Genomic DNA, 18,199 nt, shown 5'->3' with positions numbered 1-18,199 from the left:
GCGCCCTCCTCTCGCAGGAGGGCGCCGTCGTCGTCTGTGGTTTTAGGAGCCGTCTTCTGCGGAACCGGCGTTGCCGGCCTCGCTTCCGCCGGACTCTCTCTCCGGACCCGGGCCGCCGTAACCGCCACCGCTCTCGGAATCAGCCTTGCCGGCAGCCTGCTCGGCGTCCTGCTCCAGCTTTTCGTCGTCAGTTTCGTCAATTTCGTCGCTGGTGGGGTTCTCGCTCATGACACAACCTTTCGTTGACGGGTGTTCTCAACGTACCGTCCGGCGGGCCTGTGCACTAGGGCCGGCGAGTGCCACACTGGGCGCATGGGGAAGTCCTGGCCGGGCGCCGTGGTCGTTGTCGTTGTTGTAGCTCTGACCCTGCTGACTGGCTGTAGGACGCTCACCGTCCCGTAAATAAGTCCCGTAGGAAACCGCGGCTACTTCCACTCCAGGAAGGCACTGCCGTAGCGCTGGGGAGGATGTGAGTACTCAATCTGCCGGCCGTCAACCACCAGCGGCGGCGGTACGAAGACGAGCTCGCCGTAATCACTGTCTGAACGTCGGAGCGGCGGCTCCACCTCCGCAGACGGCGCATTGCCCGGTGTGGGCATCCGGAGTAGTTCAACCGCTGTGCGGGCCAGTGAAAGATGCGCTGAACCACTCAGTCCGCGGCTGCGGGCAGTTACAAGCCCGACGGCGGCGGCCGCCATTCCCAGACCGGTTGCGTAGTCGAGAGCCTGAACCGGAAGGGCACCAGGCCGGAAATCAGTCCCCGATCCTGTGCCGTAGACCTGTGCGATACCGGTGGCCGCCTGCACGATGCTGTCGAACCCGCGGCGGCCCGCCCAAGGACCGGAGTCACCCCAGGCATCCAGGACGACGACGGCCAGGCCCGGGAAGTCCGCACGTAAAGACTTGATGCCTAGCCCGTACTTGTCCATCGCTCCTCCGCGGTAGGCGCTGAGCACCACATCCGCGGCGGGAAGAAGGGCCCGCAAGCGCGCAAGCTGCTCAGGGTCGTTGAAATCCGCCACCGCGCTGCGCTTCGCGAAGCCGGTTTCCACGTGCTGGTGCTCCAACTCCGGAAGCGTCACCGGGTCCACCCGCAGCACATCTGCGCCCAGCGCACCGAGAAGCCTGCTTGCGGAGGGTCCGGCGATGACCCTGGTCAGGTCCAGGACGCGTACACCGTCCAACAAGCCCTTGCTGCCTCCGAAGGTTCTTGTGCCGCGCCGGAAGGTGCCCATCGAAAGCCGCACGAATGGTTCGTCAGCGACAGCCCGTCCGGCCTGGGTTGCAGCCCATTCCTGCGGTGTCCGGACCGCCGCGGCCAACCCGCCTCGGGCGGTGACGACCTCTTCGATTACAGCCGCCGGGCGCTCCAGCAATGCAGGCTCGACGTGGGCCGCCGCAGACACACCGAGCGCGGTCAGCAGCGCCTGTTCGTGATGGGGGTAGTTCCCATGAATTCTCACCCAGCCGTCCGCTGCCCGGCGGAATCCTGACAGGGACGCAAACGCCTGGATCGGCGATCCCGCGATGCGAAAATGCTTGAACGAGTCGAACCATGCAGCCACCGCCGGCGCGGTGAACGTCACGCTCTTTGCCGTTGACGCAGCGGCAAGCGAAGTGGCAACCGCCTGCACGGATCCGAGCGCAAGACCCTCGACATCAAGCGGCCCTCCCGACCACCAGCGAGGACCGGTCCACGCCGCCGGCTCGGGCAGCTCAGGAAGGAGCGGAGCGAAGTACCGCCATAAGCCAGGCACCGATCGATCTGCCGGGTCGGACTCCACGGAGCGTGTCATCTCTGAATTATGGAGCGGGTCCAGTTTCGGATCCAGTCAGCCAAAACTGCTGGTTTCAATGAAACCTGTAGTCATTTCCGCTGACTGCATGGGGGTAGTGGCATGCTTGGTCCCATGGCTAATCGAGCAGGCACCGTTGCCCAATCCAGCGACCTTGTTGATGTAAGCGCACTTCTGGACGCGTACTTCGATTCCACCCCGGATCTCTCCGAACCCGCGCAGCGCGTTGCGTTCGGGACCTCCGGCCACCGCGGATCGTCACTGAAGTCGTCCTTCAACGAAGGGCACATCGCCGCGATCACGCAGGCAATCGTCGAATACCGGGCCGGCCAGGGCATCACCGGACCGCTTTTCATGGGTAAGGACACGCACGCCCTCTCCGAGCCGGCGCAGAACACGGCGCTCGAGGTCCTCGCCGCCAACAATGTCGCCGTGCGGATCGACGCCCGTGGCGCCTACACCCCTACTCCGGCCCTCTCGCACGCCATTCTTGGCTACAACGGGTCGCGGACAGACCAATCGGACGGCATCGTGATCACGCCGTCGCACAATCCGCCGGCCGACGGCGGCTTCAAGTACAACCCGCCCCACGGCGGCCCTGCCGACTCGGACGCCACCAACTGGATTGCAGCCCGCGCCAACGAGTTGCTCGAGAACGGCCTCCGGGACGTAAAGCGGATCCCTACAGCGCAGGCGCAGCAGGCGGATTCCGTCAGCACCTATGATTTCCTGCAGCATTACGTCGAAGACCTTCCCAACGTGCTCAACCTGGAGGTAATCCGCAGCGCCGGCGTGCGCATCGGCGCCGATCCGATGGGCGGCGCGTCAGTGGATTACTGGGGAGCCATTGCCGAGCGGCACAATCTCGACCTGACGGTGGTGAACCCCTCCGTTGATCCGCAGTGGGCTTTCATGACCCTGGACTGGGACGAAAAGATCCGCATGGACTGCTCCTCCCCCTACGCCATGGCGTCCCTGATCAAGCGGGCCGGGGACTTTGATATTTCCACCGGAAACGACGCCGACGCCGACCGACACGGCATAGTCACCCCGGATTCCGGCCTGATGAATCCGAACCACTACCTCGCCGTCGCCATCGATTATCTGTACCGGAACCGTCCCCAGTGGCGCTCGGATGCGATGGTCGGCAAGACCCTCGTGTCGTCGTCGATCATTGACCGGGTGGCCGCGGATCTTGGCCGGGTCCTCGAAGAGGTTCCCGTCGGCTTCAAATGGTTCGTGCCGGGGCTGCTCTCCGGTGAGGTGGCGTTCGGCGGGGAGGAATCCGCCGGGGCATCCTTCCTCCGCCACGACGGATCGCCCTGGAGCACCGACAAGGACGGCATCCTCCTTGCACTGCTCGCCTCCGAAATCACCGCCGTCTCAGGACGCACGCCGTCGCAGCACTACGACGGTCTGACGCAACGGTTTGGGGCACCGGTGTACGCGCGGATCGATGCTGCTGCCACACGTGAGCAGAAGTCGGCACTGGGCAAGCTGTCGCCGTCGGACGTCACAGCCACCACGCTGGCGGGCGAAGACATCACTGCACGCCTCACCGAAGCGCCCGGCAACGGTGCACCGATCGGCGGCCTGAAAGTCACCACCGAGAACGCGTGGTTTGCGGCCCGCCCGTCCGGAACTGAGGACGTCTACAAAATCTACGCCGAGTCGTTCCTTGGTGAAGATCACCTGAGGCGCGTGCAGGAGGAAGCCAAGGCCCTGGTCGATGGCGTGATCGCCTAACCTCACGGGAGTCTGTGTCGCGTAAGATTTCCTCCAGATCCCCACCATCTCTGGAAGGCACACAGCCATGCGCAGACTCGGAATGAACTGGACGCTGCACGGCGACGGGCGGAACGTCCAGCCGGGTCGGTTCGTCGCCCCCGATGAGAGGCTGAGCTGGCCACGGACCGTCGGCATCGGTGCGCAGCACGTGGTTGCGATGTTCGGTGCCACCTTCCTGGTGCCGCTGCTGACCGGCTTCCCGCCGTCCACCACCCTGCTTTTCTCCGGTCTCGGCACACTGCTCTTCCTGGTCATCACTGCCGGACGCGTACCCAGCTACCTTGGCTCGAGCTTCGCTTTCATCGCGCCGATCGCAGCGGCGCAGAGCCAGCACGGCCCCGCCGGAGCACTGGGCGGCGTCGTTTTGGCTGGCGCCGTGCTGGCACTCATCGGGTTGGTGGTGCACTGGGCCGGCGCACGATGGATCCAGCTGCTGATGCCGCCGATAGTGACCGGTGCAATCGTTGCCCTGATCGGCCTGAACCTTGCGCCGACCGCCAAGGCGAGCTTTGAACAGGCGCCGCTCACCGCGCTGGTCACGGTAATTTCGATCCTCCTCGTGACGGTCCTTTTCAAGGGGATTCTCGGCCGGCTGTCCATCCTCATCGGCGTCCTCGTCGGCTATTTCATGGCGGTACTGCGCGGAGAGGTGGACTTCGCCGCCATCAACGACGCTGCGTGGTTCGGCCTGCCGCCTTTCATGGCTCCCGAATTCCACCTTTCAGTCATCGGACTGTTTGTCCCGGTGGTCCTGGTCCTGGTGGCTGAGAACATCGGCCACGTGAAGTCCGTGGCCGCGATGACCGACCGCGACCTTGACCCCATCACGGGGCGTGCCCTCATGGCGGACGGGCTGGCCACCGTCCTGGCCGGTTCAGGTGGCGGCTCCGGCACCACGACGTACGCCGAGAACATCGGGGTTATGGCCGCCTCACGCGTGTACTCCACTGCCGCGTACTGGGTAGCCGGAGTCATCGCCGTGCTGCTGAGCCTCTTCCCCAAGTTCGGTGCGCTCATCGCAACGGTTCCGGCGGGAGTACTGGGAGGTGCCGGCGTCGTTCTCTATGGCATGATCGGCATCCTCGGCGTGCGGATCTGGGTGCAGAACCGGGTCGATTTTTCGAACCCGATCAACCTCTCGACGGCGGGCGTGGCGCTCGTAGTGGGCATCGCGGACTTCACGTGGACGATCGGCGACCTGACCTTCGCCGGCATTGCCCTGGGCACGGCGGCTACCCTCATCATCTTCCATGGCATGAGCGGGATTGCCCGCGTCCGCGGCAGCGAGCACGTTGCCGGGCCGGAGGAGCTCGAAGCGGAAGACCACGGCAGCCGCCCTTCCAAGCTGGGGTAGGTCGGCCCTCACGCCGAAGCGCGCGGGCTGCCATGATGAGACCATGTTGCGTATTGGCCTGCTCGGCGGCATGAGCTGGGAAAGCACCGCCGAGTACTACCGCCTCATCAACGAAATGGCGCGGGACCGTCTGGGAGGCCTCCACTCAGCGGACTGCCTCCTCAGATCCGTCGACTTCGCACCCATCGAGGAGCTCCAGGCCAAGGGTCAATGGGAGGAGGCCGGCGCAGCCCTGGCTGCTGCCGCCGTCGAGCTTGAACGGGGCGGAGCCAAGCTTCTCGTGCTCTGCACCAACACCATGCACAAGGTTGCCCCTGCCATAGAGCGGGCCGTCAGCATCCCTTTCATCAACGTCATTGACGAGACCGCACGCGCAGTAACGGCGACGGGCACGACGACGGTGGGCCTGCTCGGGACGGCCTTCACGATGGAGCAGGATTTTTATCGCGACGGGCTGGCCGCGCATGGCCTGGAAATGCTTACTCCCAACCCCGAAGACCGCGCGATTGTCCACCGGGTCATCTACGAGGAACTGTGCCTTGGGGTCATCTCGGTCGATTCCCGGAAGGAATACCAGCGCATCATCGCCGGGCTTGCGTCGCGCGGTGCGGAGGGAGTGATCCTCGGCTGCACCGAGATAGAGCTGCTGATTTCGCAGGATGATGCGGACATCGCCCTCTTCCCGACGACGTCGATACACGCGCAGGCGGCAGTGGACGCTGCCCTGGCCGGCTGAGGGTTCGCAGAGCCGGCGATCCCTTCATCTCGCGGATTCCAGGGCTGGTCCATGGCCGTACAATTCAGGGACTCGTACTTGAATCTTGGACAAAATGGGGGAACCGTGTTCACACCGGTTATCAGAAAGTGGTGCGCCCTTGGCGTCGCCATCGGCGCGCTGTCCGTCACAGCCTGCAGTCCATCTGCTGATGCCACGACCGGTCAGGTAGTCCGCGTTGTTGACGGCGACACAGTGATTGTGAAGATTGCCGACGTCGACACGAGAGTCCGCCTGCTCAACATCGATACGCCCGAAACCAGGCACCCCGACAAGGCGGTGGAATGCTTCGGTCCGGAGGCGACGGCCTTCCTTGCGGAGACGCTGCCCGCAGGCACTGAAGTGGGACTGGACTTCGACGTCGAACGTGTTGATCAGTACGGCAGGACCCTTGCCGCAGTATTCCTGGAGGACCGCACTCTGGTGAACGCCGAGATCGCACGCCAAGGCCTAGGTTCAGCGGTCATCTTCGAACCAAATGAAAAGTACTATGACGCCGTCAAAATCGCCCAGGAGGAAGCACAGCAGGCGGAGCTCGGGGTATTCAGCGTTGACGCCGAATGCACTCTTCCCGCAGAAGTCACTGCGGCTGTCGATTCGCTGGCCGCCGTTGTGGAGCAGCCCGTTGCCTCCACCTCCGGCGCGGCGGCAGCCGGTGCGGCCGCCGTGGCGGGTGCTCTGGCGACGGCCGAGGCACTCCATGCGGCGCTCGAAGCCGGCGAGGACTCCATCCGCTGGGCTGCCCTGGGAACCGCAGGCGCCGCCACGCTGAGTGCCGAGCTCATGACATCCATCGACTCGGGACGGGCAACGCTGGCCACGCTGGAGCAGGAAACCACCCGGCTCAAGGCAGCGGAAGATGAGGCAGCGAGACAGGCAGCTGAAGCGGCGAAGCGTGAAGCGGAGCGGGTGGCAGCCGAAGCCGAAGCACGTCGCCTTGTTGCCGAAGAAGCAGCAGCAGCGGCCGCACAAGCTGAGACTGCGCGCCTGGCCGCCGAGGCAGCGGCTGCGGCTGAAGCTGAGAGGATCCGGAATCTTCCGGCTCCTTATGTACCTCCGGCTCCGGCACCAGCGCCATACGTACCACCGGCACCCGCACCCTACGTCCCACCGGCACCCGCTCCAGCGCCGCCGGCCGAGCAGAATCCGTATCCCGGTTATAACGGACCGCGTTGCTACGCACCGGGAGGCAAGACCTGGAAACCGTGCCCGTAAGGCACGCCGAACCGGCGAGGGTGACACAATAATCCGGTGAACTCGCCCGCCCGCCACCCGACCGAGCTGTGGAAAAGCTCCGCCTGGCAGTCCCAGGCGGAGTCGTGGGTGTCGCAGGTCCTCGCTACGTTCAACATTGAGCAGACCGGCCCGGTGAGCGAGCCGAGGATCCGCTTCTGGTCGGTGCAGCTGACCATTCCGACGGACCACGGGAAGCTCTGGTTCAAGGAGAACAATCCCGGACAGTTCCAGGAGGCATCCATTGTGGCGGCTCTGGCGGAGATCGCCCCGGACCGCGTTGTCACTCCGCTGGCCATCGAGCCGACCAGGGGCTGGCTGATCTCCCCGGACCACGGAGCCACGCTCGCCACTCTCGCATCGACGGACTACGCGCTGTGGGCGCGCGTGGTCGCCGATTTCGCTGAGCTGCAGCAGCAGACGGCCCAGCACGGGCAACGGTTGACCGATGCGGGACTGGCTTCGCTGGATCCAGCAATCGCAGGCAACTTCGTCAGCAACCAGCTCCTCCTCCACGCAGGGCTGCCCGAGGAGCACCCGCTGCATTTGAACGCGGAGCAGGCGGACAGCATCTACGCCAGCGTTCCTGCGATCGAGAGCGCCGCGGCACAGCTGAACACCCTCGGCGTACCGCTGTCACTGGAGCACAACGACCTCCACCCGAACAACGCCTTCATCCCGGGCTCAAGCACGGATCCGCTACGGTTCTTCGACTTCGGCGACTCGTACTGGGCGCATCCGTTCAGCTCGCTCTACGTTCCCCTTGGCGTGATGAAGGAGAACTGGGAAACCGGGTACGACGACGCCCGCATTCGGCGCGTATTCAGCGCCTACCTTGAGCGGTGGACCAGCTACGCGCCGCTCCCTGAGCTGCGGAAGGCGCTGGAGCCCGCGCTGCAGCTGGGCCGGCTGAACAGGTATGCCTCCTGGCTGCGGCTGCTGATCCACGCCGACGATGAATCGATGCTCACCTACGGTCCGCACGCCCTGCAGTACCTGCGAACGATCACCGACCCGGTTCTTTAGAACCCTCAGGCGCCCTGCGCCGCGGCGATCACTTCGCCCATCATCCGGTTCAGGTCCTCGGCCTGCTCTCGGGACAAGCCGAGCTTTTCCATCATTGTGCCCGGCACGGACAGCGCCCGCTTGCGCAACGAACGCCCCTCGACGGTCAGCCCGACAGCGAGGGCGCGCTCATTGCCGACCACCCGTTCCCTCGTCACAAGTCCGTTGGCTTCCAGGCGCTTCAACATTGGTGAAAGCGTTGCCGGTTCCATGGCGAGCGCGTCGCTGATTTCACGGACGGTCCGCGGGCTGTGCTCCCACAGGGCGAGCATGACGAGGTACTGCGGATGGGTGAGGTTGAGCTCCTCCAGCACGGGCCGGTACGCACCGATGACGCTTCGTGAGGCAACCGACAGGGCGAAGCACAACTGCCGCTCAAGAAGCAGGTCGTTGTCCTGGGACGGTTCCCGCGAAGACAACCGCACCATCGAATCGGTCACTTGTCCCCATCCTCGCGCTTCACCAGGTACGTGGAGCCGTCAGCGTTCCGGACAACGTCCCACTGCTGCAACTCCTGTTGGCGTTGCTGGTGTGCTGCGCCGTCCGCGTACTTGACCGGGCCCTCCAGCCCACCCTGGTCAGCAGGCCCGAAGAACATTCTCAACTTGCCCGTAGCCTTCATGAACCGTTGCGACAACGGCTTCCTGTCCGCCATTCCTGAGCCTCTCTCGCCGTGGACAGCAACTGCCCACAAAGAAGCATAGCGAGCTAATTGTTAGTGCCCTAATTAACGCGCGGCCAGTGTCCCCGCCCGCGCATCACCGCGGCCAACATATCCGCACGGTCCGACACCAGGCCGCTGACCCCGAGGTCCAGCAAGGCCTCCATTTCCGGCCGCTCATTGATGGTCCACACGTGGACCGGTATCCCCGCAGCCGCACAGCGTCGAACAAAGCCGGCGGTGACCACCGGGATGCCGCGGTAGTGCCGGGGGACCTGCAGGCAATCGACCCGTGCCAGCCGCGCGGCCCGCCCGGCGAGTCCCAGCGGCGACACCACCTTGAGGAGTGCGTTTACTGCCATTCCTGCGGACGACGCCGTTGGCCGGCTCAGTCGGCGAAGAACCCTCAGACGACGCCGGTCGGAGAATGATGCGACCAGCACGCGGTCATGCGCGCCCGCCTGCTCGACCACATCCACAAATGGCTGCACCGAGGCGTCATCCTTGATGTCTACGTTCAGCCGCGCGTCCGGCCACCGCTCAAGCACCTCGGCCAGCGTGGGGATCGGTTCAACGCCGCGAACCCGCACGGAACTCAACTCCGCCAGGGAGTGATCCGCGAGGAGGCCCACACCGTCGGTCACACGCTCAAGGCGCTCATCGTGGAAAACCATGACGACGCCGTCGCTCGTGGTGCGCACGTCGATCTCCAGATAGCGGAAACCGAGCTCCAGAGCCGCCTCCATCGCGATCAGCGTGTTCTCAAGGCCCTCCGGCGAGAAGCCACGGTGGGAGAGCGCAAGTGGACCGTCGGAATCAAAGTACGGCTTGGCCACGGCGGCTCAGGCCGACTTCAGCGCGGCCAGCCGCTCCTCGAGGACCTGGGCCACGCCGTCGTCGTCGAAGGCTGGTGCGCGAAGATTCGCGGCAGAGAGCGCGTCGGGGTGACCGGAGGCCATGGCGTAACCGTGGCCGGCCCAGCCCAGCATCTGGATGTCGTTCGGCATATCACCGAAAGCGATGACATCCCCCTGATCGACGCCGAGCTGCGCCGCGTACCTGGCAAGCGTGACTGACTTGTTGATCCCAGGAACGCTCATCTCAAGAAGCGGGACGCTGGGCGCCGAGTGTGTGGTGGCGACAAGGTGTTCAACTGCCGGGCCCACGCCGTGCAGGAATTCGTCAGGCGTGATGTCCCGTTCCCGGGCGAGGAACTTGATGACACCCGAGCCGTCAAGTGACTCCCGAAGAGGCCGTGGCTCGGCGGCGCCGAGCAGCTCAACGGAGCCCGGATCCGCAAACCCCGGTTCGATGAGGAAACTGTCCACCGTTTCGGCAGCGAACCGCACCGCCGGGTAGAGCTTCCGGATGATGTCCTGGGCTTCGAAAATGCTCTCACCGTCAAGGAGGTGTGAATCGAGGACTTCCTCGCGTCCAAGATCATAGGTCAGCGCTCCATTGGAGCAGATGACGGTCCCCTTGAAACCAAGATCCCGCAGTGGCTGAAGCCAACGCGGCGGGCGCCCGGTCACGAAAACCACCTCGATGCCGGCATCCAGGCATGCTTCGAACGCGCGAACGGTCCGCTCCGAAATCCGGCCGTCGTGGCCGACGATCGTGCCGTCCATGTCGCTGGCAACCAAACGCATGCGCAAACTCCTAGCCTGGGTAAGTATCCAGCCTACCCAAGAAGCCAGCCTCGCCGATGCGCGGTGAACCTAGGCGAGCGCGTTCTTCTCGCTCTTCGACAGCTCGGCCGTGACGCCACAGTAGGCGCAGGTCCGCAGGTACCGACGGCGGGTAGTGAAGAGCGGGATGAAGAACAGCGTGAACTTCGAAGCCCGTTCATCAACCCGCTGGGAAGCGTGCTGGCCGCAGTTGGGGCACACCGCCTGCCTGCGGAACAGTTCCTTCACGGCGGTCTTGAATCCAAACAGAATCAGCATGCCGGGCCTCCCTGTAAATCGTGTGCGAATCTACTGTTCGTAGGTGCCAACGATACGCGCGCGCCCAAGGGTGTGGGAGAAGAGATTGAAGCCGAGGTAGGCATTCGAGGCCTCTGCCGGGATGTCCAGCTGCTCCACATCCACCGCGTGCACCACCACGTGATAGTGGTGCACACCGTGTCCCGCCGGAGGTGCCGCCCCCACAAAACCAGGGAAGCCGCCGTCGTTCTTCAACTGCACGGCACCCTCAGGCAGGCCGGCGCCGTCCTCGGTACCGGCGCCGGCAGGCAGCGACGTGGTGCCCACAGGAATGTTGAACACGGCCCAGTGCCAGAATCCGCTGGCGGTGGGAGCGTCTGGATCATAAACCGTGACGGCGAAGCTTTGAGTTTCCTCAGGGAATCCGCTCCAGCTCAGCTGCGGTGACACATCATGCCCGCCTGCACCCATTCGACCCGACGCCTGCAGCGCATCGAGGGGCTGGTAGTCGGCGATATCACTGCTGGTCAGCTCGAACGATGGAACTTCTGGAAGGTCTGCGTAAGGATCGCGGGTCATGCGTGGACTCCTTGTGCTCTAAGTTCAGCTCTGGTGGGCGGATTGGCGCCGGCACGTGACACGGTTACTGCCGCAGCGGCGGCGGCGAAGGCGAGGACGCCCTGCATCTGCTCAACGGACAGGGCGCGCAACTCATTCCGCCGCTGCCCGCCGTCCAGTTCCCGGTCCACCAGGGCGCTGAGCAACGCCGCCATGAAGGAGTCGCCTGCGCCGACAGTGTCCACGACGGAAGTTGCCGGCGCCGGAACCTCACACTCCCCGCGGTCCACAACCGCCCACGGCCCCTTGGAACCACGCGTGACTACGACGACGGCGGGGCCCAGTTCCAGCCACCGGCGCGCCGATTCCCGGTGGTCCTGTTCCGGATACAACCACTCGAGATCCTCGTCCGACGCCTTGACCACGTCTGCGAGCGCGACAAACTTCTCAGCCTGCGCCCGCGCGTAGTCGGCGTCCGTGATGATGGTCGGCCGGCAGTTCGGGTCGTAACTGACGGTTGCGAGAGGCCGCGCATGCTGGATCGCTGCCAATACATCGTGCGCTCCGGGAGCCAGCATCGATGCGATGGAGCCGGTGTGGACCAGGGTGGTTCCGTTAAACAGGTCTTCCTGGGCGGCGAGGTCAGGTAATTCCCAGGAGAGGTTGAAGGTGTAGGTCGCTCCCCCTGCGGGATCGAGTCTCGCTGATGCCACGCTGGTCGGATAGGAGTCCGCGGGCAGCGGCACAAGCACTGAATTGTCGGCAAGGTGCTGGTGGATGCGGCGGCCGAACTCGTCATCCCCGAATCGGCCCAGGAACTGCGCCGAATGCCCCAGGCGCGCCAGCCCCACAGCCACGTTGAGCGGGCTGCCACCAACGTGCGCACGCGGAGGTGCGGTGTCGCTGAGAACTTCGTCGATGAGGGCTTCGCCGATTACTGTGAGCACCGTCCCAACCTAGCATTTACGATGCAGCCGGTTGTCGGCGCGGACGCCTTCGAAAGCGACGGATGCTGTAGACAAGCAGCGTAAGCGCAATGATGGCGGAGAGCACGAGGCTCAGCCCGGCACCCCAGCCGCCGAAGAGCCACCAGTCATCGTTGAACGGCCACCATCCGGGAGCGGGAGGCTGGAGCATCCAAAGGATTCCCAGCGCCATGAAGCCGAAAGCGCTCACCGCACTGACCGCTATCCGCGGCCAGGTCTTCACACCGATCCGCGCGGCTTTGTAGGCCTGCTTCTTGATGGGGTGCAGCTTGCGCTCAGCCCACTCATACTGCTGGGACAGGACGGCAAGCCCGCCGACCAGCATCAGGAGCCCCGGCCCCGGCAACACCAACGCGGCGAATCCGAGCACTACCAGGGTCCAGCCGAGAATTTCCAGGCCGGTACGGTGGGCAGCCCGGTGGAACCGGGATCGCGCGCTCATTGGTGCAGGATCCCACACTTCCCTGAATTCCCCATTAACGGTTCCCCACTGTAGCTATCCGAGGCGCTCAATGGCTGCCACTACCTGCAACCAGGCGTCCGTGCCGGGGGTGATCATCGCGAAGTGGTCTCCGGGAATCTGCACCAGTTCAGCCCTGCCACCTGCGGCCAGAGCCGCAGCGACATACGACTCCGACTGGCTAAGCGGAACGGTTGTGTCTTCCTGCCCATGGAGGGCCAGGACGGGCACCTGAAGCGGGATCGCCGTCATAGGGTCGGCGAGGCGGTACTTCTCCCCGCCGCGTTCACCCAGGAAGTCCTGCACAGCCCCATTGCCCAGCCACTCCTCGTGGGCACGCTCCAGGTTCAGAACTCCGGACTGGCTCACTACGCCAGTGATCGGCACAGCGGGCACCCCGCCTCCGGGCGCATCCTCCGGCAGGAACGACCGCCCGGCCGCCCATACCGCGAGGTGACCGCCCGCGGAGTGGCCGAGCGCCGTCGTCGTGCTGGTGTCCAGGCTGTGTTCCTCCGCCGCCGAAGCGATCAGGTCGATTCCCGCCGCGACATCCTCGAAGGTCTGCGGCCAACCGCCGCCGTTGCCGACGCGCCGGTACTCGAGGTTCCAGCATGCGAAACCGCGCGAGGCGAGGTCCTCGGCGAGCGGGACCCCAAGCTCAAGGGTGTACCGGCCGCGCCAGAACCCGCCGTGAATAATGACGACGACGCCGGGCCTTGGGTGGCCCTGCGGGAGGTAAAGTTCTGCGAACTGCTGCGCATCGCTCCCATAGGTGTAGCGCTGGGGTGCCATGGATTCCTTGCTCGTTGTCCTGTCCTCCGGCCGCGCAGGGGAGTTCGGTTTGCAACCCGCGAGTGCCGACGCGCCCAGCGCAGCCGCAGCTGCAGCCCCACTGAGGACTGCGCGTCGTGGGAGGCCGGTCACTTTTACCAGCGTAGCCGCTGTCAGTGCGGGGTGTTTAGATGGGTTGGTGAGCGCATGGGATGAGTTGGACGATAGGCTGCGGCCGGCCGTCGAGGAAAGTGTCCGCGAGTATGAGCGCGTCCGGCCGGCGCTTGAGGCCGTCACAGCCGATTCGCGCGAGAGGATCGAGAACATTTTCGTCGGCACGGAACTCCGGCCGCTGTTCGTCACGGCGCGTACCAAAACCATCGACTCCTTCCGGGACAAGGCCTCGCGGATGTTCGTTGACAGTGACGCCCCGCCCAGCCTGGTCTTCCCTGACCCGCTGCGGAACCTGACGGACCTCGTGGGCGTCCGCGTGATCACCACGCTTCCCCATGAGGTTGATACCGCAGCCAACCTCATCAAACGCCAGCGCAACGAGTTCGACTGCCGTGGTGACCGCGAAAAGGACATCGGCTCCATTGAATCCGGCACCTACGGCTATTCCAGCCGCCACCTGATCCTGCGGACCATTCAGAACGACGCTGTCCGCGCCTACCAGCAGCTGCTTGGCTCCGATTCCGGAAGCTATCTCTTCGAGACGCAGATCCGCACCGTCCTGGCCCACGCCTGGTCGGAGATTGAGCACGACATCCGATTCAAGTCCTTCAACCCGAAGGCGTGGAGCCCCTACTTCGACCGGCAGTTCACCGCCACCGCGGCCATGCTGGAGAGCGTTGAATCGACGTTCGCGGACCTGCATTCCCGGTACCAGAAGGTCACCGGATTCTGGGATCCGGAGGGCGAGGGCGGTGTCGAACTCACCCCCGACCGCATCCGTGAGGTGTGGCAGACGCTACTGCCGCACGTGGACCGCAAGTCTGATGATGACTGGCGTTGGGCCGCCGAGCTGCTGGCCGCCCACGGACTGACAACGACGACCGCCCTTGCCTCACTGCTGCAGGCCGACACCATCACCTCGGTTCGGCACGCCCTCGATCACCGCTACTCGCCGGGACCGGACCGCCTGCTCGACGACGTCCTGCTCTGGAACTACGGCGAGCGGCATATCGAGCTGACGGCAGATCCCTCGTCTGAGACCGGCGCATCCCGCCGAGACAGCCTGGTGCGGCGGTTCCGGCAGATCCGTACGTTCCGCTCGCGCGCATAGCGTCAGCTCAGCGGGAGCTCACTCTTCCGAACAGTCCCGCGATGGGTGCCAACACAATGGGGCGGGCTGCAATCCAGGCGCCGATGACCAGCAGCAGCGACACGAAGAAGATCCAGAAGCCTGCCCAGTTCACCGCATCCTGACCGCCATACATGTGGTTGAGGTTGCGCAGTGCGCCGGTGGCGAACACGAGCGCCACATGGCCGATGATGAAGACCACGAAGTAGAGCATCACCGGGAAGTGGACGGCACGTGCCCACTCCACCGGGTAGGCCCTGTTCAGCGCTTTGGCATCCTTGGGCCAGATTCCCGACATGCGCGCCCCGCTGATGGCTGCCAACGGTGCGGCGATGAAAATGGTGACGAAGTACGCGAGCATCTGAAGGCTGTTGTAGTTCACCCAGCCGTTCTCCGTGGGCCAGTCCAGCGAAACGTACTGGATGAAAGCCGACAGTGCGTTCGGGAAGACCTCCCAGGTGGTGGGCACCAGCCGCGCCCAGTGGCCGGTGACAAAAAGCAGCACCACAAAGACAACCCCATTCAGGAGCCACAGGATATCGAGCGCCTGATGGAACCACAGGTTGATGCTGATCTTTCCGTCGCTGCCTTTCGACCATTTCGGGGTCCAGTATCCGGGCGGCCGGGTCTGGCTGCGAACCTGCAGGCCGGAGCGGATGATGAGGACGATCAGGAAGAAGTTGAAGAAGTGCTGCCACTGTACCCACGCGGGGAAGCCCTGCTCGGTGCCGGCAGGCAGGGGCGTTTCACCCGGATACGCCTGCAGGAAGTCCTGCATGAAGCCGAGCGTGACAAGCCAACGCGTGAAGAACACCGCGGCCAGCGCGACCACCAGGAGTCCCAGCGCGCCGAGAAGCAGCTTGGTTGTGCGGCTGCGTGGCTTCCTGGCTTTCGCCTCCTCGGCGGGCGCCGGTTCCATTGCTGCCCGCGCTGGAGCCTCGGTCTCCTGCTGAGCTGGAGCCTCCTCCGGTGCGGAAACTTCCGCATCCTTGCGGGGAGCTTCGCTGCTGGCTGGTTGGCTCGCTGCGACGACTGGGTTCTCCGCGGCGACCGGGCTCTCCGGGGCGGTATCCGACGCAACGACGACGGCGGTCTCTGGCGGCCAGGCTTCGCCACCCGTCACGCGCGGTAGTCCGCGACGCAGCAGGCGCATGTTCCCGGCTGCTACCGGCGCCGCTGGGGCAGGACCTGCCGCGTTTGCGGGGGCAGGATCGGAAACTGCGGCTTGCGATAGCGGCTGGTCGGTGGGGGCCGCCGTTGTGGGCTTTGCTGCCTCTTCTACGGGCTTCCCTACCGAGGCGGGGGCGGATAGGGCCTCTTCCGTGTTGGGGGCTCCAGAAACGGATTGAGTTGCTGCCGGTGTGTCACCGGCCGGCGGCCATGGCTCTCCCCCAACAACCCGGGGAAGCCCCCGCCGGATCCCGCGGGCAGCGGGCTGCGCCGCTGGTTCCGCCTGTGCCGCTGGTTCCGCCTGTGCCGCTGGTTCCGCCTGCACTGCTGGAGCGGCCACCTCGGCAGGAAGGGTCGAGGTCGCCTCAACCGGCGAGACCGTCGTCGTTGCGTCAGCAACAGTGCCGGTCGGGACGGAAGCGTCCGCTGGCCTCGCAGGAGTGTCCAGGGTGGCGCCGTCGTGCAGGTCAGCGGGTGCGGCGCCCGCCGGCGGCCACGCTTCCCCACCGCTTTGTCGCGGCAGTCCCCGCCGCATCGTGCGACTGTACGTCGCCATGCCCTACTCCTTCCGCGCCGAAAGCGACGCGATCAGCTGCGGCACCACGTCGAAGAGGTCACCGACGACGCCGAAATCGGCGATCTCGAAGATCGGCGCGTCAGGGTCCTTGTTGATCGCGACAATCGTCTTGGCGGTCTGCATGCCTGCCCGGTGCTGGATGGCACCCGAGACGCCCAACGCCACATACAGCTGAGGCGAGACGGAGATTCCGGTCTGGCCAACCTGGTAGCTGTTTGGAACCCACCCGGCGTCCACCGCCGCACGCGATGCGCCGACAGCAGCGCCGAGCACGTCCGCCAACTGGTCAACGAGGGCAAACTGTTCCTGTGAGGTCAGGCCACGGCCGCCCGCTACAACCTTGGCGGCGCCACGCAGCTCGGGGCGGGTCGAAACCACCGCCTGCTCCTCGAACGACTCGATGGACGCTGCGGGAGCGCCGGAGGGTGGAACATCGAGCGGTGCAACTTCTGGGCTGGCGGCCTCAGCGCGGACATCGATTGATCCCTCGCGCACGGTGATCACCGGCGCACCGAAGGTGGGTGCGCAGTCCACGTTGTAGGCACCGCCGTAGACGGAGTGGTGGGCGACGATCCCCTCATCATCGCGCGAAACTCCCACGGCATCGATGGCAAGGGCCGAGCGAGTGCGCGCCGCGAACCGCCCGGCGACGTCCCGGCCGTCGATGGAGTTGGAGATCAGAACCGCGTCCGGACGCACGAGGTCCGCAGCGGCGGCGAGTGCGTCGACGGTTGGAACAGCCAACAGTGAATCCGCCCCTTCGGGTTCGGCGGTCAGCACCTGCTTCGCCCCGAGGGCGGCCGCATCCTGGGTCGCGTTGGACGCCGCACCGGACGCGCTTACCAACAGCGCAACCGGCGTGCCCACCTGGGAGGCCGCGCCGAGCAGTCCGGCTGCGCTTTTGGCCAGTCCTCCCGACGGCGTGGTCTCGAGAAGGACGAGGATGGAGTCTTCCGGGAATGTGGTCATGGTCATTCCTTAGGCCAGTCGGTTCTGAATCAGGAACTCCGCAAGCTTCTCACCGGCGTCGCCCTCGTCCACGATCTTTGTTCCGGCCGAACGCGCGGGCCGCTCTGACACGGCAAGCATGATGGACCGGGGAGTCTCCAACCCTTCCGGGTCAATCTCCAGATCGGCGGCCGTCAGGGTCTCAACGGGCTTCTTCTTAGCCGCCATGATGCCTTTGAAGTTGGGGAACCGGCCCGCGGGAAAACGTTCGGTGATGGAGATGACCGCGGGCAGCGGGGCTGCGACCGTCATGACCCCGCCGTCCGCTTCCCGTGTTCCGCTCACCCGATCAGCGGAAATGTCAACGGTAGCGAGGGCGCTCGCGTACGGCACACCGAGCAGCTCAGCGATCATCGCTGGAAGTACCCCGCCGTAGCCGTCAGTGGAGAGATTCCCGGCGATGACGAGATCAAAGCCGGTACGGCGGATAGCAGCTGCCAGCACTTCAGCCGTGAGCCCCAGATCCGCGCCGACAAGATTCTCATCCGCGATGTGAACGAGCTTGCCCGCACCCATGGCGAGAGCCTTGCGGAGCGTTGCCGTCGCGGTTTCAGGGGCCATAGAGACAACAGTGATCTCGGCATCCTCAAGTGAAGCCGCCTGTGTCAGCGCCAGCTCGAGGGCACGCTCGCCGATCTCATCCAGCACCGCCTCGCTGGCACCCCGCTCGGCAAGCCCCGTCTCGAGATTGAGCTTGCGTTCGCCGTAGGTGTCCGGCACCTCTTTCATCAGAACGATGATCCTCATTGACCCTCCTATGGTTCTGACG

The 18,199-nt window shown here is 65.1% G+C and carries 20 protein-coding genes; 6 read left to right on the top strand and 14 right to left on the bottom strand.

The annotated features are described in order from the left end of the window. Window positions 1–42 precede the first annotated feature (42 nt). Together ABFX19_RS06140 and ABFX19_RS06135 are read right to left on the bottom strand one after the other, a co-directional pair. On the bottom strand, window positions 43–228 hold the full coding sequence (locus tag ABFX19_RS06140; protein WP_346027812.1) for a hypothetical protein: 186 nt from the start codon (window positions 226–228) through the stop codon (window positions 43–45). A gap of 197 nt (window positions 229–425) precedes the next feature. Then, on the bottom strand, window positions 426–1,796 hold the full coding sequence (locus ABFX19_RS06135; RefSeq protein WP_346027811.1) for a CoA transferase: 1,371 nt from the start codon (window positions 1,794–1,796) through the stop codon (window positions 426–428). A 114-nt stretch (window positions 1,797–1,910) separates the two neighbouring features. Here ABFX19_RS06135 and pgm point away from each other — a divergent pair, with 114 nt between their 5' ends. From pgm to ABFX19_RS06110, 5 genes are all read left to right on the top strand, one after another. Then, a complete protein-coding gene (gene pgm, locus ABFX19_RS06130; RefSeq protein ID WP_346027810.1) occupies window positions 1,911–3,542 on the top strand; it encodes a phosphoglucomutase (alpha-D-glucose-1,6-bisphosphate-dependent) in 1,632 nt (543 codons plus the stop codon). Between the two features lie 67 nt (window positions 3,543–3,609). After that, complete coding sequence (locus tag ABFX19_RS06125; protein ID WP_277359534.1) at window positions 3,610–4,938, top strand: uracil-xanthine permease family protein; 1,329 nt, start codon at window positions 3,610–3,612, stop codon at window positions 4,936–4,938. Between the two features lie 43 nt (window positions 4,939–4,981). Further along, window positions 4,982–5,674, top strand: a complete 693-nt coding sequence (locus ABFX19_RS06120; protein ID WP_346027809.1) for an aspartate/glutamate racemase family protein — start codon at window positions 4,982–4,984, stop codon at window positions 5,672–5,674. 105 nt (window positions 5,675–5,779) lie between these two features. Continuing rightward, window positions 5,780–6,928, top strand: a complete 1,149-nt coding sequence (locus ABFX19_RS06115; protein WP_346027808.1) for a thermonuclease family protein — start codon at window positions 5,780–5,782, stop codon at window positions 6,926–6,928. A gap of 36 nt (window positions 6,929–6,964) precedes the next feature. Further along, window positions 6,965–7,972: a phosphotransferase gene (locus tag ABFX19_RS06110; RefSeq protein ID WP_277359722.1), complete on the top strand. Its 1,008-nt coding sequence runs from the start codon at window positions 6,965–6,967 to the stop codon at window positions 7,970–7,972. A 5-nt stretch (window positions 7,973–7,977) separates the two neighbouring features. Here the strand turns inward: ABFX19_RS06110 and ABFX19_RS06105 are convergent, their stop codons facing one another. The 9 genes from ABFX19_RS06105 to ABFX19_RS06065 all read right to left on the bottom strand — a co-directional run bounded on the left by ABFX19_RS06105 (window position 7,978) and on the right by ABFX19_RS06065 (window position 13,393). Further along, window positions 7,978–8,439: a MarR family winged helix-turn-helix transcriptional regulator gene (locus tag ABFX19_RS06105; protein WP_277359725.1), complete on the bottom strand. Its 462-nt coding sequence runs from the start codon at window positions 8,437–8,439 to the stop codon at window positions 7,978–7,980. A gap of 8 nt (window positions 8,440–8,447) precedes the next feature. Further along, window positions 8,448–8,666, bottom strand: coding sequence for a hypothetical protein (locus ABFX19_RS06100; RefSeq protein WP_277359721.1), 219 nt, complete (start codon window positions 8,664–8,666; stop codon window positions 8,448–8,450). A 68-nt stretch (window positions 8,667–8,734) separates the two neighbouring features. Then, window positions 8,735–9,508, bottom strand: coding sequence for a glycerophosphodiester phosphodiesterase family protein (locus tag ABFX19_RS06095; RefSeq protein ID WP_277359720.1), 774 nt, complete (start codon window positions 9,506–9,508; stop codon window positions 8,735–8,737). 6 nt (window positions 9,509–9,514) lie between these two features. Further along, window positions 9,515–10,321 (bottom strand): HAD family hydrolase, encoded by an 807-nt coding sequence (locus tag ABFX19_RS06090; RefSeq protein WP_277359719.1) that lies wholly within the window; start codon window positions 10,319–10,321, stop codon window positions 9,515–9,517. A 69-nt stretch (window positions 10,322–10,390) separates the two neighbouring features. Then, a complete protein-coding gene (locus ABFX19_RS06085; RefSeq protein ID WP_277359718.1) occupies window positions 10,391–10,618 on the bottom strand; it encodes a zinc-ribbon domain-containing protein in 228 nt (75 codons plus the stop codon). Between the two features lie 30 nt (window positions 10,619–10,648). Then, on the bottom strand, window positions 10,649–11,176 hold the full coding sequence (locus ABFX19_RS06080) for a YbhB/YbcL family Raf kinase inhibitor-like protein (protein WP_277359717.1): 528 nt from the start codon (window positions 11,174–11,176) through the stop codon (window positions 10,649–10,651). Further along, complete coding sequence (locus ABFX19_RS06075) at window positions 11,173–12,102, bottom strand: carbohydrate kinase family protein (protein WP_346027807.1); 930 nt, start codon at window positions 12,100–12,102, stop codon at window positions 11,173–11,175. Before ABFX19_RS06075 ends, ABFX19_RS06080 begins: the two co-directional genes overlap by 4 nt. Window positions 12,103–12,118: 16 nt before the next feature. Next, complete coding sequence (locus tag ABFX19_RS06070) at window positions 12,119–12,583, bottom strand: PGPGW domain-containing protein (RefSeq protein ID WP_346027806.1); 465 nt, start codon at window positions 12,581–12,583, stop codon at window positions 12,119–12,121. A gap of 54 nt (window positions 12,584–12,637) precedes the next feature. Beyond that, the gene (locus ABFX19_RS06065) at window positions 12,638–13,393 is read right to left on the bottom strand and encodes an alpha/beta hydrolase family protein (protein WP_346027805.1); all 756 of its coding nucleotides are present in this window, start codon (window positions 13,391–13,393) and stop codon (window positions 12,638–12,640) included. A 175-nt stretch (window positions 13,394–13,568) separates the two neighbouring features. Here ABFX19_RS06065 and ABFX19_RS06060 point away from each other — a divergent pair, with 175 nt between their 5' ends. Further along, entirely contained in the window at window positions 13,569–14,657 is a 1,089-nt protein-coding gene (locus ABFX19_RS06060) for a GTP pyrophosphokinase (protein WP_346028044.1), read from the top strand. 7 nt (window positions 14,658–14,664) lie between these two features. Here ABFX19_RS06060 and ABFX19_RS06055 read toward each other — a convergent pair whose 3' ends face one another. From ABFX19_RS06055 to ABFX19_RS06045, 3 genes are read right to left on the bottom strand one after another with little or no spacing between them, the layout of a single operon-like run. Further along, a complete protein-coding gene (locus tag ABFX19_RS06055; RefSeq protein WP_346027804.1) occupies window positions 14,665–16,401 on the bottom strand; it encodes a cytochrome b/b6 domain-containing protein in 1,737 nt (578 codons plus the stop codon). Window positions 16,402–16,404: 3 nt separating this feature from the next. Next, window positions 16,405–17,391, bottom strand: coding sequence for an electron transfer flavoprotein subunit alpha/FixB family protein (locus ABFX19_RS06050; protein ID WP_346027803.1), 987 nt, complete (start codon window positions 17,389–17,391; stop codon window positions 16,405–16,407). A 9-nt stretch (window positions 17,392–17,400) separates the two neighbouring features. After that, window positions 17,401–18,177, bottom strand: coding sequence for an electron transfer flavoprotein subunit beta/FixA family protein (locus ABFX19_RS06045; RefSeq protein ID WP_346027802.1), 777 nt, complete (start codon window positions 18,175–18,177; stop codon window positions 17,401–17,403). Window positions 18,178–18,199 lie beyond the last annotated feature (22 nt).

It is taken from the genome of Arthrobacter parietis (assembly GCF_039530425.1).
GTDB classification, from domain to species: Bacteria; Actinomycetota; Actinomycetes; order Actinomycetales; family Micrococcaceae; genus Arthrobacter_D; species Arthrobacter_D parietis.
This window is presented reverse-complemented; position numbering and strand designations above follow the sequence as displayed.

What these genes read in the sequence shown, in the direction of transcription:
- ABFX19_RS06140 (WP_346027812.1), bottom strand. Translation starts at nt 228, where the DNA reads ATGAGCGAGAACCCCACCAGCGACGAAATTGACGAAACTGACGACGAA.
- ABFX19_RS06135 (WP_346027811.1), bottom strand. Translation starts at nt 1,796, where the DNA reads ATGACACGCTCCGTGGAGTCCGACCCGGCAGATCGATCGGTGCCTGGC.
- pgm (WP_346027810.1), top strand. Translation starts at nt 1,911, where the DNA reads ATGGCTAATCGAGCAGGCACCGTTGCCCAATCCAGCGACCTTGTTGAT.
- ABFX19_RS06125 (WP_277359534.1), top strand. Translation starts at nt 3,610, where the DNA reads ATGCGCAGACTCGGAATGAACTGGACGCTGCACGGCGACGGGCGGAAC.
- ABFX19_RS06120 (WP_346027809.1), top strand. Translation starts at nt 4,982, where the DNA reads ATGTTGCGTATTGGCCTGCTCGGCGGCATGAGCTGGGAAAGCACCGCC.
- ABFX19_RS06105 (WP_277359725.1), bottom strand. Translation starts at nt 8,439, where the DNA reads ATGGTGCGGTTGTCTTCGCGGGAACCGTCCCAGGACAACGACCTGCTT.
- ABFX19_RS06100 (WP_277359721.1), bottom strand. Translation starts at nt 8,666, where the DNA reads ATGGCGGACAGGAAGCCGTTGTCGCAACGGTTCATGAAGGCTACGGGC.
- ABFX19_RS06090 (WP_277359719.1), bottom strand. Translation starts at nt 10,321, where the DNA reads ATGCGTTTGGTTGCCAGCGACATGGACGGCACGATCGTCGGCCACGAC.
- ABFX19_RS06085 (WP_277359718.1), bottom strand. Translation starts at nt 10,618, where the DNA reads ATGCTGATTCTGTTTGGATTCAAGACCGCCGTGAAGGAACTGTTCCGC.
- ABFX19_RS06080 (WP_277359717.1), bottom strand. Translation starts at nt 11,176, where the DNA reads ATGACCCGCGATCCTTACGCAGACCTTCCAGAAGTTCCATCGTTCGAG.
- ABFX19_RS06070 (WP_346027806.1), bottom strand. Translation starts at nt 12,583, where the DNA reads ATGAGCGCGCGATCCCGGTTCCACCGGGCTGCCCACCGTACCGGCCTG.
- ABFX19_RS06065 (WP_346027805.1), bottom strand. Translation starts at nt 13,393, where the DNA reads ATGGCACCCCAGCGCTACACCTATGGGAGCGATGCGCAGCAGTTCGCA.
- ABFX19_RS06055 (WP_346027804.1), bottom strand. Translation starts at nt 16,401, where the DNA reads ATGGCGACGTACAGTCGCACGATGCGGCGGGGACTGCCGCGACAAAGC.
- ABFX19_RS06050 (WP_346027803.1), bottom strand. Translation starts at nt 17,391, where the DNA reads ATGACCACATTCCCGGAAGACTCCATCCTCGTCCTTCTCGAGACCACG.
- ABFX19_RS06045 (WP_346027802.1), bottom strand. Translation starts at nt 18,177, where the DNA reads ATGAGGATCATCGTTCTGATGAAAGAGGTGCCGGACACCTACGGCGAA.